Here is a 15,136-nt window from a genome sequence, read left to right as displayed (position 1 = left end):
TCTTACTCCTTTTCTAGTTGCTTTGCTTCATTCCAAAATGCATCTAATTGTTCTAATGTAAAATCGGAAAATGGTTTTCCACTTGCCTTTACCTGTTGCTCAACATAGCCGAAACGTCTTGCAAATTTCTCATTTGCATGTAGCATGGCTTCTTCTGGTGATAATTTATAGAAACGTGCTAAGTTTACTAATGTGAACAATACATCGCCAAATTCATCAAGACGGGACGCATTAGAGCCTTTCGTCACCTCATGGCGAAATTCCTGCCATTCCTCGGTAAATTTATCCCATGCTCCCTCCACATCTGGCCAATCAAAGCCCACTTTTGCAGCTCTTTTTTGATAATTGTAGGCTGTCTGTAATGCCGAAGATGCTCTATATTCTTCGTCTAATAAAGGTTTGTCGCTAGTTTCTTTTTCCTCAGCTTTAATAGCCTCCCAATTAGCCACAACATCATCTGCATCTTCTACTGCAACATCCCCAAAAACGTGCGGATGGCGGCGAATCATTTTTTTACTAATCGAAGCTAACACATCTTCAAGTGTAAAATAACCTTGATCTTCTCCAATTTGTGCATTCAAAAATACTTGTAACAACACATCACCAAGTTCCTCAATCATAGCAAAATCATCCTCAGCATCAACCGCAGCCAAGTATTCATGTGCTTCCTCAAGTAAATATTTTTTCAACGACTCATGTGTTTGCTTTTGATCCCAAGGACAGCCATTTGGACCTCTCAGCGTTGCAATGATTTGACGGAATGTTGTCCAATCTCTTAATGACTCCTCCTGTGATTTTACAGGTGGTACATAGACTGTTGTTAAATTATTTACTTCTACACTTTGATCGAGTTCATAGAGTGGCACTGTGACAATCTGTTCCTGGGAAGATCCAGCCGCTGTCACAACTGTCACAGGATACTCATCATCATATTTCTCCATCAACGTTAGCTTCACTTCTGATGCACTGAATGTATCGTATACTTGAGCGATCAAGATATGCTGACGCATGTTAATGTCATGCATTGAAAAACTAGTACCATCAAGTAATTGAAAGCCTTCAATTGGATCTATTTTTAACGCACCAAAAATGGGATCTAAGAAACTCTGACCACCCTCAATGACTAGCTCAATTTTCCCTTCATTTGCGGCTGCAATAAGTAATTGCACTGTTTGCTCTGCAACTAGTGGATGCCCTGGCACAGCATACATAACATCCTCAACAGCGGTAGCTTCTATAAGAGAATCAGCTATTTCTGCATACACAGGTTGAAATGTATCGTGTTTTTCATAAACGTCGTCAAAACTTTCAAATCCCACACCCTCTGCTGCTAATTCCTCTAAAACCGGATGATCCACTGTTCGTACATATAATTTTTTAGCAGCCTTTAATTTTTTATAAACACCCATTTGCAGCTGATTAAAGTCACCTGCACCTAAACCAATAATTGTTAATGTATTCAATATTACACCTACTTCCTTGAATTTAGCCAAAGTTGGTAAACAGCCATTCTACGTCCAAACGGCAGTAAATACCATTCTTTTTCTATTAGTACTCTTTTCTTTGCAATAATTGTTAGCATAACAAACGCCCCAATAGATACTGCTGTCAAACCCGCCACCATGGCTATCATACGTGAAGACATCAAATGGTTTAACAAGGACGATACTAGCTGTAACCATATAAGAACGACGATTGTCATACTGAAGGAGGCTATACCTACTTTTTTATAAAATGCGCCTGAAGCTAATTGAATGCCAGTCAATGTTTTTAAATAAATAATTAGCAAGGTTGCTGTTAATAATAATCCTATATCATTTGCGATGGCAGCTCCTAGTACACCTAATCCACCAATTAAACGTACATTTAATATAATTTTTATTAGAAAACCAATTATGAGAAATAAAGCTGGTTTTTTTAATTTTCCATAGCCTTGTAAGATCGCTGTAAATGTAAGGATAATCGACAAAGGGACAATTTGAAATACATAGACAATCAATACTTCCGATAAGGAATTGGTTTTAAAAAGCATTTCATTTAAATAAGGCATAACTAGCATTAAGCCTAGTGCAGCAGACCAGCCGAACAGGACGGATGCTTTGTATGTTAATTGTATGAATGGTACTGCACTACGTCCCGCTTGTTTTTTCGACAAATGGGCGACAAGTGGCACAATGGCCAACGACAATGAGGATGCAATGACAACACCTAGTTGAACTAACGGTTGTCCTCGATCATAAATACCCTTCGTTTCCTTTGCAATTGTAGGAGTCATCCCATTATCAATTAATGAAGAATAGATTGTAAATGAATCGACCAATTGATAGCCAAGTAGTAGTAGACCACTCATACTGACACTCAAGCTCAGCCAAGTGACCTCTTTAATGATAGGTAAACTTGGATTACGTTGTAGATGTTGTTTAACTTGCAGTAGACCAAATCGTTTATATGAGATATAAGCAAGTAATAGCAAGGCTGTAATTTCTCCAATTACTGTACCGATAACAGCCATTTTTCCTGCACCATAAAGAGATTTAGTCGTTGTCATAATAAGAAAGGTACCTGCTAATATGACAGTTACTCTCACTGCTTGTTCAAGTACTTGGGCATAAGCAATAGGCTCCATAATTGCTCTAGATTGAAAGCTACCTTTTAAAATAGCCAGCGCCGGCATAACCAATACTACTAAGGAGCCTGTACGAATAAGTGGTGCTAATTGAATATCTCCCATTAAATGGGCAATCTTTTCAGCACCTCCAAATAAAATGGCAAAAAACAGTAGTGATAATACCGTTAAATACCTGAAAACTACCTGTGTTATAGTGCGACGTCTTTCATCACGTTCTATTGTATCAACAATACAATCATTGTCTGCAAGCATTTTAGAAATGGCTATAGCAAAGCCACTAGATGTCCAAACAACGAAGATTGAAATAACTGGATATACCTGTTGATAGATATAAAAGCCTTCATCACCTACTAGATTTTGAAAAGGCACACGGTAAATGGCACTAAGAACTTTTACAATAAGGGCTGCTATCGTCAATAAGGCGGCACCCTTCATGTAGCTTTTCATACCAAAACGTTGCGACATAAATTGCCCTCTTTCCTTCTTAACAATGCCAATAGTATAGCATATCTCAAAAGTTTGACGTGCAAGGTGGCACTACTGTTCCTATAATGATTCATCCTTATGTACGCAAAAAAGTTATTGTTCAGCCTTAAAGGTCATCGCAATAACTTTTCCATGCATTAACTATTCATTTGTTTTGCTAAGAAGTTTGCAGCTGTTTCCACTACTTTGACTTCTACCTCACCAACAAAGTGTACTTTAGACAAGACGATAATACAGCCTATTGGGTCACCATTCACCATAATAGGTGTCGCACAATATGATTTTACTTGCTCATATTGTCCAGGGACAATTTCAATCGTTGTCTCCATTTTTTCTATTTTTGTGGAGCGTTCGTCCATAAAGCTTTCCGCAAAGGACGTAATGCGACGATTTATATATTCCTTTTTCCCTATCCCTGCAACAGCGATTACTTCATCACGGTCAGTGACAAATGCTGGTGTGCCCATCGTTTCATAAAGTGTTTCAACATATTCTCTTGCAAATTCCCCCAAATCATTGATGGGAGAATATTTCTTTAAAATGACTTCGCCTTCACGGTCCGTATAAATTTCAAGCGGGTCGCCTTCACGAATACGTAGCGTCCTACGAATTTCTTTTGGAATAACTACACGCCCTAAATCATCAATACGACGAACAATTCCTGTTGCCTTCATTCTAATGCCTCGCTTTCGCTACAATGAAATTTTAATTCAATGATAGTATGGTTTTTATTTGAGCAATCTATGCAAAAACTGAAGAAAAAGGATTTCACAACCATCAATCAATTTTTTTCAAAAAACGGTATTACATCAATCAACTCTTTATTAGATTACCCAAGGAATAAGTTTCTATAATTAATTCATAAAAAATATTGGAAAAAATCAATTATTCCTGTGAGCAAATATGTTAGAGATGATGATTACTGAAGCAACATGAAAAAGGCTATTCTTATCTTTTACAGTAAAAGATAAGAATAGCCTTTTAACTACTATGGCTGCTTTTTTGCTTTATCAATAATTTGCATTAGCTCTTCCAACATATCAAAGGGTTGATATTTCCCACTCTTGCGTTCATCTATTGTTAATTTTAACTGCATGCCATCCATACCAAAACCAACAGCACGCTCGAATTTCATCGATTCTTCAATAATCTTACTGCCATCGACACTTGCCGTCCCTTGTTCTGACAATAGTATTGTAATAAGTTTTTGCTTCTCCTTTACAGATACTACTCCCGCACCTAAGCCCCAAACTTTCATTCGTGCTATTCGAAGTAAACGCTCTGTTTCAATTGGAAGATCGCCAAATCGATCCTCTAATTCCTCCATGATTTCGTCATACTCCTCCACCTGATCCATGGCTTTAATTCGTTTATACATTTGGATCTTTTGATAACCATCTGGAATGTAAGCGTCTGGAATATAAGCATCAATACTCAGCAAAATTTCTATATCTGGCTTTTCTTCTTTTTTCACGCCTGTTTGACGTTCCGCGATGGCATCCTGAAGCATTTGTGAATATAAATCAAAGCCAACTGAATCAATAAAGCCATGTTGCTGCGCTCCAAGTAAGTTTCCTGCGCCCCGAATAGATAAATCTCGCATCGCAATTTTAAAGCCTGAGCCAAGCTCTGTAAATTCTTTAATTGCTTGTAAACGTTGCTCCGCTACATCTGTCAGAACTTTGTCGCGTTGGTACATAAAATATGCATAAGCTACTCTGTTAGAACGTCCAACGCGCCCGCGTAATTGGTAGAGCTGTGCTAAGCCCATGCGATCAGCATCATGGACTATTAATGTATTTACATTCGGTATATCGACACCAGTCTCGATAATTGTTGTCGTAACAAGCACATCATAATCGCCCTCTAAAAAGGCTAAAATCACTGATTCTAGCTCTGACTCAGTCATTTTTCCATGAGCAAAGCCTATACGTGCTTCAGGGACGAGTACTTGAATCTCCTCAACCCTTCGAGCCATATCCTCAACCCGATTATATAAATAAAATACTTGTCCGCCACGTGCCATTTCCCTCTCAATAGCTTCTCGTACTAATGCACCACTGTGCTCCATCACATATGTTTGAACTGGGAAGCGATTAGCAGGAGGCGTTTCAATAACAGATAAATCTCGGACCCCTACCATGGACATATGAAGAGTCCTTGGGATTGGTGTAGCCGTTAAAGTTAAGACATCGACATTTGTCTTTAACTGTTTAATTTTTTCCTTATGCGTCACACCAAAACGTTGCTCTTCATCCACAATTAACAGGCCAAGGTCTTGGAAAATTAAATCTTTAGATAAAATACGGTGTGTTCCAATAACTATATCGACTCGGCCTTCTTTTAAGCCTTTTAATGTGGCTGTTTGCTCTTTCTTCGAACGGAAGCGAGATAACAATCCAACATTAATGGCGAAATCCTGAAAGCGCTCACGAATTGTCTCATAATGTTGCTGAGCCAAGATAGTAGTAGGGACAAGGAATGCCACTTGCTTTCCATCTTGAATAGCCTTAAATGCGGCACGAATGGCTACCTCTGTCTTACCATAGCCTACATCGCCACAGACTAAACGATCCATAGGGCGTTCACGTTCCATATCTCGTTTTACTTCAACAATTGAACGTAGCTGATCCTCTGTTTCCTCATAAGGGAACATCGCTTCAAAATTACGTTGGTCGTCGTTATCAGGTGTAAAAGCATGCCCTTTCTCTGCTTCACGCTTTGCATACAGCTTTATTAAATCATCTGCAATATCCTGTACAGCAGAGGATACCTTCGCTTTCGCCTTTTTCCACTCTGCTCCACCTAATTTATGTAGCTTTGGTTCACGATCCTCTGACGCCACATATTTTTGGATTAAGTCTATTTGCTCTACAGGGACATATAATTTATCGTCTGCACGATATCGTATGTGCAGGTAATCCTTATGTGTACCATTAACCTCTAATGTCTCTACACCGATGTATTTACCAATCCCATGATGAACATGCACAACATAATCACCTGGCTTAATTTCCGTATAACTTTTAATACGTTCAGCATTAGTCATTTTTTGTGTACGTGCTTTTTTCTTTGCCTGCTGTTTAAAGAGCTCGTCTTCTGTTACAATTGCTAAACGCTGTAGAGGCAATTCAAAGCCACTCGACAAACCACCATCTACAATATAAATACCAGGTTCTGTCGGCTCACCTATCGCCGTATGAATATCGTACTCTTCAAGCATTTGCTGAACCTTTTTTACTCGTTCTTTATCCCTTGCTATGATTAGAACTGTAAATTTGCCAAGTAACCAGCGTTCAACCTCACTTTGAAGCAAGGACATTTGTCCATGAAATTGCTGCATTGGTTTGCAAGAAAAGTTAGTTGTTTTAGTAAACGTAATCCCTGCAAATGTTCGCGAAAATAATGAAAATGAAAGCTTTTGTTGTGACAACATCGCCAATATTTCTTTTAATGAGAAGGCGGGTTTGACATCATGAACCATTTTTCCCTCTTCGATTAAAGATAAAAACCATTCATCTTCTTCACGTTCCCATGCATCCATTACCTCTTGAATACGTCCAAGCTCGTCAAAAAGTACAATACCATCATGTTCAAAGTAATCTCCCAAAAAGGCTGTTTTATCGTATAATAATGAGCCATATTTGTTTACATAATCAGGTAAATTTCCTTGCTGTAGCAATTCAATATCATATTGAATATGCTGATACAGAAGTTCCTGTGTCTCCTGCTTTTTTACCTTCTTTAGACTGGCTGCTAATGCCACTTCTAAACGGCCTGCTAATGCCTGTCTTTCTGATTTAGTAAGAATGACCTCTGAAGCAGGAAGAATACGAATTTTTTGTAATTTATCAATAGAACGTTGGTCATCTGCTGAAAATGTTCGTATGGAATCAACCTCTGTGTCAAATAATTCAATACGAATAGGTGATTCCAAATAAGGTGGATAAATATCTAAAATCCCCCCACGCAACGCGAACTCTCCAGGTGATGTCACCATTGAATTCCGTACATAGCCCATCTCTACTAATGTTTGTAACCACATCTCAATTTCAATATCTTCACCTACGGCTGTTTGTAAAAAATAATGTAGCCAGTGTTCCTTAGGCTGCATTATTTTACGTAAACCAGCCACAGGTATTACATATATGGCTTTCTCACCTCTAGCTAAGCAATCAAGCGTCGCAATTCGCTCCGCGCGAAGTTCTGGTGAAGCTACAGAAAGATCGGCTGCAATAAATTCATCTGCTGGGTAATAATGAACATGTTCTTCACCTAACAATCCAGCAAGCTCATCAACCATTTTTTGTGCCTGCAATAGATTAGGAGAGATAATATAGATTGGCTTCTTTACATATTCAAATAACACATCGACCATTACGGGGCGTGCGCTTCCTGTTAAACCTGTAATAAGCTGTGATGCAGTTTGACCGCTCTGAATTTCCTTTAAAAATGATGTAATATGTTTATCTTGCGACACAAGCTGTCGTAAAACCTCCACAGTCAAAAGCTCCTTTCAGCATAAATTCTATATTTTTATTTCTATTATTCTAGTGTTATTTTACATATCTCTATTAATGGCTGTTTTATGAAATGGAAAAAGCCTTGAACACACATAAGTGTGTCAAAGCATCCTTCCAATTATTGAATCCATTTATTGAGTGCGTGATAATCTGGATATTGTCTCAGCGAATCCTCACATTGCTCACAAATGCAGTGCACAGTCGTTTGACCATGTTGATCTTTCTCAACATAATCATCCGCTTCTCCCAATTCGAAAATATGCAACTTTCGAATTGTATCATCTGCATCAAATGGTAGTGTCCCTATTTCTACTTCACAATGCCGACATCGATAGCGAACTGACATCTCCAAATCATCCTCCTTTAAGCAACTTTCTACTTAAAGTATAGACATTTATAAAAAGGATTATGCACTTTTCACTGTCATCCTCATTGCAATAACTTAAAAATTAGAGAATTAATTTTTACCTGTAGCTAAGACTATTCACTACAAGTATTAGCTGTAATAATAGTGTAAGGCAGCTCATTACTCACCTTACACCATGCCAATTATCCAAAAACTTTAACATAAATTTTATTACTTCCATCTATTTGCTTGCGTTAAAGTGATTCATCACATCAAGAAACGGCTTTGAAAGAGATGCTTCAACAGCGTTTACAGAATTTACAATGGCGTCTTGCATAAGAACTTGGTCTTCCTTCGAAAATTTAGCTAACACATAGTCTGCTACCTTCATGCCCGCTGGTGGACGATTAATGCCCACTCGAATACGATTAAATTCCTGAGTGCCTAAATGTTGAATTAATGATTTAATGCCGTTATGACCACCTGCACTCCCTTTTTGTCGCAGACGTAATTTACCTGTCTCTAAATCCAAGTCATCATAAATGACAATTAAATCTTCTACCTCTATGTCAAAATAGTCCATTAGGGGACCAACACATTCCCCTGATAAATTCATATATGTTAATGGTTTAACAAGTAGAACCTTTCCTTCTGGTCGATGTACAGTTGTGTACATCCCGTTAAATTTTGAATTTGTTAAAGGTGTTCCCCATTTTTCTGCTAACGCATCAATCACATCAAAGCCGATATTATGTCTTGTATGCTCATAAGGTTTACCTGGGTTTCCTAAACCAACGATAATTTTCATAAGTACCTCTCTTCTTTCAAATCTAATAGTCATTATTTTACCATATAGCACGCCTAGAAAGCATTTTGTACAATTGTTAAAAGGCATAAAAAATAAGGCTAACAAGAAAGCTATAGCCTTCTTATTAGCCTTAAGCGTATTTACTTTTATACTGACTCTTGCCCTTCTTCATTTTCTGTAGTCTCTTCCTCTACAGAAACAGGCGCCACAATGGTTACTAACATATAATCATCTTCACTAATAATTTCAACAGATGTAGCATCGCGAATATCTGCTACTGTTAGGGATTCCCCAATTTTCAACGATGAAATGTCCACATCAATTGATTCGGGTAACTCTGTTGGCTTTACTTTAACTTTTAATTCTAAGTTAGGCTGCATTAAAATACCGCCCTCACTCACACCAACTGACTGTCCAAGTAATTTAATCGGGACATCAGCTTCTAGCTCTTCCGCCATATTAATGGCTAAAAAGTCAATATGATTTACTTCATCTTTCAATGAACATTGCTGAATCTCTGACACAACAGCATTCACCTTTTTCCCCTCTAACTCTAGCGAAAACACACTATTTTGCCCATTTTTTTGAATGGACTTTTTAAAATCTTTTGCAGCAATAGAAATTGGGGTTGAATCTACTTTGTAGCCGTAAATAACTGCAGGAATGGCTCCCCCTTTTCTAAGTTGGGTTAATGTTGAACGATGCCCAGTTTCGCGCTTTGTAACACTTAATACTGTACTCATACTTCTTTATTCCCCTTCCAAGAAAATTATTTACGCCTCAACAATAATTCGTTGTAGGCTATGATAATACTTAGCTCTATTTGTTTAAGGTAGAGTAAATATTATTAAGACACATTATTATTATACCCCTTTGTGAGAAGGCTCACACATAAAACACTCATCTATTTCTTCGTCTTGATGAAATAGTGTCCAATTTATATAGAAAAGACCAATCTACTCAAAGAGTAGATTGGTCTTATACTTACAATATTTATTAATCAAATAGAGTACTTACAGATTTATTTTCATAAACGCGAGAGATAGCATCCGCCATTAATTTAGCTACAGAAAGCTCTGTAATTTTTGGAGATTTTTTCTCGTCTGAAAGCTGAATTGTATTTGTCACCACTAATTCTTTAATAGCAGAGTTTTCAATACGTTCAATTGCTGGACCAGATAATACAGGGTGTGAACAGCAAGCGTAAACTTCTTTTGCACCAGCAGCACGTAACGCATCTGCCCCAATTGTAATTGTACCTGCTGTATCAATAATATCATCAATCAAGATTGCCACTTTACCATCAACATTACCAACAATGTTCATCACTTCCGCAACGTTTGGTTTCGGACGACGTTTGTCAATAATTGCAATCGGTGCTTTTAATCGTTCAGCCATTTTACGAGCACGTGTTACCCCACCGTGATCTGGTGAAACAATAACGATCTCATCTCCTGGAATACCTTTAGATTTGAAGTAATCAGATAGTAATGGTACTGCCATTAAGTGGTCGATTAGGATATCGAAGAAACCTTGGATTTGAGGTGCGTGTAAATCTAATACGATAACACGTGTTGCACCAGCAGTTTCAAGTAGGTTTGCCACTAATTTAGCTGTAATTGGCTCGCGCGCTTTTGCTTTACGATCTTGGCGTGCATAACCATAATAAGGCATTACAACGTTTACTGTACGAGCAGATGCACGTTTAACTGCATCTACCATAATTAAAAGCTCCATTAAATGTTCGTTTACAGGTGCAGAAGTAGACTGCACGATAAACACATCACAACCTCGAATACTTTCTTCAATGCTAATTTGAATCTCTCCATCACTGAAGTGCTTAACAGAAGATTTACCTAATTCTACGCCCATTTCCTGCGCAATTTCTTGAGCTAATGGATTATTAGAGTTAAGTGAAAATATTTTTAATTGTGAGTTTGCATAATGATACGGCATGATGGCCTCCTGTTTAGTTGATAATTATTTTGAATTTAATTTGCTTACATAATTCGGTTTGTTTTCTTGTCTTGCACGAGCTATGGCAAGTGCATCTTCAGGAACTTCTTTTGTAATTGTAGAACCTGCTGCAATAAATGAACCTTTTCCAACTTTCACTGGCGCTACTAAGTTAGTATTACATCCTACAAATACATCATCTTCAATAATTGTTTTGAACTTGTTTTTTCCATCATAGTTTACTGTAATGGAACCACAACCAATATTGACGTTACTACCGATCTCAGCATCGCCAATATAACTTAAATGTGAAACTTTCGAGCCATTATCTAGCTTGCTTTTCTTCACTTCTACAAAGTTACCAATTTTGACATGACTACCGATGTCTGAAAGTGGTCGAATATGAGCAAATGGCCCAATAGCAGTATCCTCTGCAATAGCGCTTTCACGGACAACTGAAGAATGTATAGTTGTACGATCACCAACGCGGCTATCTATGATTTGAGTGTTTGGCCCGATAATGCAATCTTCACCGATCACAGTAGCACCTTCAATCATTGAGCCAGGTTGAATCACCGTATCACGCCCAATAACTGCATCTGCACTAATATGCGTTGTTTCAGGATGGATAATTGTTACACCATTCCGCATATGTTTCTCGTTGATTCTTGTACGCATTAATGTCTCGGCTTGTGATAAAGCCACGCGATCGTTAACACCTAGTGTTTCTTCAAAATCATCAGTGACATATGCTTCAACAATATCACCTTGCTTTTGTAAAATTTCAATGACATCTGGTAAATAGTATTCACCTTGAGCATTATCATTTTTCACAAGCTTCAATGTTTCAAATAATAATTTGTTATCAAAGCAATATGTGCCTGTGTTTATTTCTTTTACTAATTGCTGCTCTGCTGAAGCATCCTTTTGTTCAACAATTTGCTCCACCTGTCCGTTACTGCCACGTAATATACGGCCATAGCCAGTTGGATTTTCAGCAATTGCAGTTAAAATAGTTGCTTTAGCATTCTTTGCTTGATGATGTTCGAATAGAGCTTGCATCGTTTCAGGACGAATTAGTGGTGTATCTCCACATACAACTAATGTTGTACCTTCTTCATTACCTAAAATGGCCTCTGCTTGTTGCACAGCGTGCGCTGTACCTAGTTGCTCAGCCTGCAGCACATACTCACTTTTATCACCAAGCTGTTGTTGCACTTTTTCAGCACCATGTCCGACAACCGTTACAATGCGATTCACATCTAACGACTGAATATGATCCACCACATGTTGTACCATTGGTTTCCCACATACTGGATGGAGCACTTTATATAATTTGGACTTCATACGTGTACCTTGACCTGCAGCCAAAATGACAGCAAAAATATTGCTCATCTGTAAGTCCTCCAATACGCTCATTTTCTCTTATGACTATATAGCAAAATTCATCTATTTTCAAGGCATGTAGAGTTGACAAAAACATGAATTCCTAAATCCAATGCACCTTATGCTCGAATGTCATGAAGTATATCCTGAAATTGCTCATATTATCTTTTTATCAAAATAAAAAGAACCCTTCCAACTAGAAGAGTTCTTCCTATCTTTTTTACCGTAAGTTTGTAACATATCCTTAAAAAGTAAGTTATTTACTATTTATTACACACCGATTCCCTCTAATTCTTCTTCTTTACCAGCTTCCTCTATTTCACTAGAGTTATGATACTCGTTTAAAATAATCTCCTGAATTTTATTTCGAGTATCAGAATTAATTGGATGAGCAATATCTCTAAATTCCCCATCTGGTGTTCGTTTACTAGGCATAGCTACAAATAAACCAGTATTTCCATCAATGACACGAATATCGTGAACAACAAACTCATTATCAAGTGTAATGGAAGCAATCGCACGCATGCGACCATCCGTCTGTACCCGACGTAATCTCACATCAGTAACTTCCATTTTCTCACCACCTCTCTTCTTGGATGCCTAAATGAAAATATTATATTCTCAATTACCGAATATTTTCCTTTTCATAGTCTATCAAATTTTCTAAAAAATTTGAATACTTATTAGAATAATATTTTTTCTTATATACGTAATTTTTGACAATTGTTTGTCGGCGTAAAAAAACCCACTAAAAAGAATAAAGATTCTCTTTAGTGAGCTTAATAAGTTTTATTTATTTTACGATTGCGATTACTTCGATTTCTACTTTTACATCTTTCGGAAGACGGGCTACCTCTACAGCTGAACGAGCTGGTTTATGATCACCGAAATGATTTGCATAAACTTCATTCATCGCTACAAAGTCATTCATATCTTTCATAAAGACCGTTGTTTTCACAACATTATCTAAAGAAGTTCCAGCTTCCGCTAAAACAGCTTTTAAATTAGCAAATACTTGATTTGTTTGTACAGTTATATCGCCTTCCACTAAATCACCTGTAGCTGTTAATGGAATTTGACCAGAGCTATAAAACATACCGTTAACAATAATACCTTGTGAATATGGTCCGATTGCTGCTGGTGCATTTGTTGTTGCTACTACTTTCATTTGTCATGTCCCCTTTTAGAAAAATAGTTACCTTCACTTAATGCAATTGTTCGATCTTTTTCATTAACTTCATGAAGCTTTACAAGTGAATAATAATCGTCTACTAATGTTTCGTCCGCATGCTCAGCCTCCACAAGCACTGCAATGCCTGCTAGCTGACAGTCAAACTCCTCTAAGAGATTTTTCATACCATTCATAGTACCGCCGACCTTCATAAAGTCGTCAGTAATTAATACACGTTGTCCACTCTTCATGCTTCTTTTTGATAATACCATTGTCTGAATTCTTCTGGAAGAACCAGATACATAGTTAATGCTTACTGTAGAACCTTCTGTTACTTTACTATCTCTTCTCACAACAACCACTGGTACATTTAAATGTCTTGCAATGGCATGAGCGATGGATATCCCTTTAGTTGCTACTGTCATTATGACATCGATTTGTTGATCTGCAAAGGCCGAAGCAAAGACCTTTCCTACACGATTAATTAAATCTGGGTTTCCAAGCAAGTCCGTCATAAATAAGTAACCACCTGGTAACAATCGATCTGAATGTTCTAGCTCTGCTTTTAAATCTTGAATCACTAAACGTACTTCAGCCTCGGACATTTTCGGAATATACTTTACTCCTCCTGCAGCACCCGGCACTGTCATCAATAACCCGATTCCTTTTTCTTCGAATGTTTCTTTTACAATCGTTAAATCTTCACTAATGGATGACTTAGCAGATTGATATAGTTCTGAAAAATAAGTTAGCGGGATCAGCTGATGTGGATGTTCTAGTAAGTAGTACGTCATATCAACTAGTCGTTCACTACGCTTCCATTTCATGCGACCCTCTCCTAAACACGAATATTTATAGGTAAAATTAACACAAATTTGCGTTTCTAAGCAAGCGTATTTCGCTCACCCAAAATTCGTACTGCATAAACTTCCTCACAAAAACCACGTAAACCATTATAAATGCGACTTACACGAGCTTCACTATCCACTAGCCCAAATACAGTTGGACCGCTTCCACTCATTAGCGTGGCATCTGCCCCAAAGCGCTTCATTTGTTCCTTTAACATCACAACTTCTGGGTGTAGCTTAAATGTTACAGTTTCCAAAACATTTCCTAATGAAGAACATAATAGCTCATAATCTTTTGTCTCTATAGCTTGTATCATCTGCTGTGTATTGGGGTGTTGCAGTCCTTCAACCTTAAGACCCCCATAAACTTCTGCTGTCGACACACCAATTTTAGGCTTAGCTAGTACAACCCAACAATTAGGTGGAGCTGGTAATTCCTTTATTTTTTCGCCTCGTCCTGTAGCGAGTGCCGTGCCTCCGTAAACACAAAACGAAACATCCGAACCAATTTTAGCACCAAGTTCCGCTAATTCATCTATTGATAAACCTAAATCCCACAGTTCATTTAGCCCTTTTAATGTTGCAGCTGCATCACTACTACCTCCTGCGAGTCCTGCTGCTATGGGGATTTCCTTTTCAATCGTAATGGATACACCTTGTCTAATGCCATATGTATCTTTAATGAGACGCGCTGCCTGATAAGCAAAATTACGATGGTCATTTGGTACAAAATTATCTGTTGAAATTATTTGAATAACACCATCTTCTCGAGATTCAAGACTGATACGATCAGCTAAATCGACTGTTGTCATAACCATCTCCACTTCGTGAAAATTATCCGGTCTTTTATAAAGTACATCTAATGTTAAATTAATTTTTGCAGGCGCCTTTACATAAAGCATCTTTCTTCCTCCTTATAGCTACACGTATAAACAGTTCTTTTTTTCGCGCAAGATTATTCATTTTATTTTACCATATTGAGA

Annotated in this window: 13 protein-coding genes; all 13 read right to left on the bottom strand. The window is 37.7% G+C overall.

Going from position 1 to position 15,136, the window contains the following annotated elements:
* Window positions 1-2 precede the first annotated feature (2 nt).
* On the bottom strand, window positions 3-1,463 hold the full coding sequence (yabN, locus tag AC1RFD_RS21510) for a bifunctional methyltransferase/pyrophosphohydrolase YabN (RefSeq protein WP_048395339.1): 1,461 nt from the start codon (window positions 1,461-1,463) through the stop codon (window positions 3-5).
* 8 nt (window positions 1,464-1,471) lie between these two features.
* Window positions 1,472-3,094 (bottom strand): putative polysaccharide biosynthesis protein, encoded by a 1,623-nt coding sequence (locus AC1RFD_RS21505; RefSeq protein WP_066038163.1) that lies wholly within the window; start codon window positions 3,092-3,094, stop codon window positions 1,472-1,474.
* Between the two features lie 158 nt (window positions 3,095-3,252).
* Entirely contained in the window at window positions 3,253-3,789 is a 537-nt protein-coding gene (gene spoVT, locus AC1RFD_RS21500) for a stage V sporulation protein T (RefSeq protein ID WP_004229174.1), read from the bottom strand.
* A 314-nt stretch (window positions 3,790-4,103) separates the two neighbouring features.
* Window positions 4,104-7,616, bottom strand: a complete 3,513-nt coding sequence (gene mfd / locus AC1RFD_RS21495; protein WP_288583289.1) for a transcription-repair coupling factor — start codon at window positions 7,614-7,616, stop codon at window positions 4,104-4,106.
* 140 nt (window positions 7,617-7,756) lie between these two features.
* Window positions 7,757-7,984 carry an anti-sigma-F factor Fin gene (locus tag AC1RFD_RS21490; RefSeq protein ID WP_016993788.1) on the bottom strand — a complete coding sequence of 76 codons (228 nt, stop codon included), beginning with the start codon at window positions 7,982-7,984 and terminating at the stop codon, window positions 7,757-7,759.
* Window positions 7,985-8,225: 241 nt separating this feature from the next.
* Window positions 8,226-8,792, bottom strand: coding sequence for an aminoacyl-tRNA hydrolase (gene pth, locus AC1RFD_RS21485; protein WP_016993791.1), 567 nt, complete (start codon window positions 8,790-8,792; stop codon window positions 8,226-8,228).
* A gap of 146 nt (window positions 8,793-8,938) precedes the next feature.
* Entirely contained in the window at window positions 8,939-9,535 is a 597-nt protein-coding gene (locus AC1RFD_RS21480) for a 50S ribosomal protein L25/general stress protein Ctc (protein ID WP_054548595.1), read from the bottom strand.
* A 253-nt stretch (window positions 9,536-9,788) separates the two neighbouring features.
* Complete coding sequence (locus tag AC1RFD_RS21475; RefSeq protein WP_004229183.1) at window positions 9,789-10,748, bottom strand: ribose-phosphate diphosphokinase; 960 nt, start codon at window positions 10,746-10,748, stop codon at window positions 9,789-9,791.
* A 24-nt stretch (window positions 10,749-10,772) separates the two neighbouring features.
* Complete coding sequence (gene glmU, locus AC1RFD_RS21470; RefSeq protein WP_048395450.1) at window positions 10,773-12,143, bottom strand: bifunctional UDP-N-acetylglucosamine diphosphorylase/glucosamine-1-phosphate N-acetyltransferase GlmU; 1,371 nt, start codon at window positions 12,141-12,143, stop codon at window positions 10,773-10,775.
* A gap of 261 nt (window positions 12,144-12,404) precedes the next feature.
* Complete coding sequence (gene spoVG, locus AC1RFD_RS21465) at window positions 12,405-12,707, bottom strand: septation regulator SpoVG (protein WP_048395448.1); 303 nt, start codon at window positions 12,705-12,707, stop codon at window positions 12,405-12,407.
* Window positions 12,708-12,927: 220 nt separating this feature from the next.
* Window positions 12,928-13,302, bottom strand: coding sequence for a RidA family protein (locus tag AC1RFD_RS21460; RefSeq protein WP_004229189.1), 375 nt, complete (start codon window positions 13,300-13,302; stop codon window positions 12,928-12,930).
* Window positions 13,299-14,132 carry a pur operon repressor gene (gene purR / locus AC1RFD_RS21455; RefSeq protein WP_004229190.1) on the bottom strand — a complete coding sequence of 278 codons (834 nt, stop codon included), beginning with the start codon at window positions 14,130-14,132 and terminating at the stop codon, window positions 13,299-13,301. Before purR ends, AC1RFD_RS21460 begins: the two co-directional genes overlap by 4 nt.
* Before the next feature lie 56 nt (window positions 14,133-14,188).
* Window positions 14,189-15,055: a 4-(cytidine 5'-diphospho)-2-C-methyl-D-erythritol kinase gene (gene ispE / locus AC1RFD_RS21450; protein WP_048395447.1), complete on the bottom strand. Its 867-nt coding sequence runs from the start codon at window positions 15,053-15,055 to the stop codon at window positions 14,189-14,191.
* Between the last annotated feature and the right edge of the window lie 81 nt (window positions 15,056-15,136).

The organism is Lysinibacillus sp. GW823-FHT02G10 (assembly GCF_058797135.1).
This window is presented reverse-complemented; position numbering and strand designations above follow the sequence as displayed.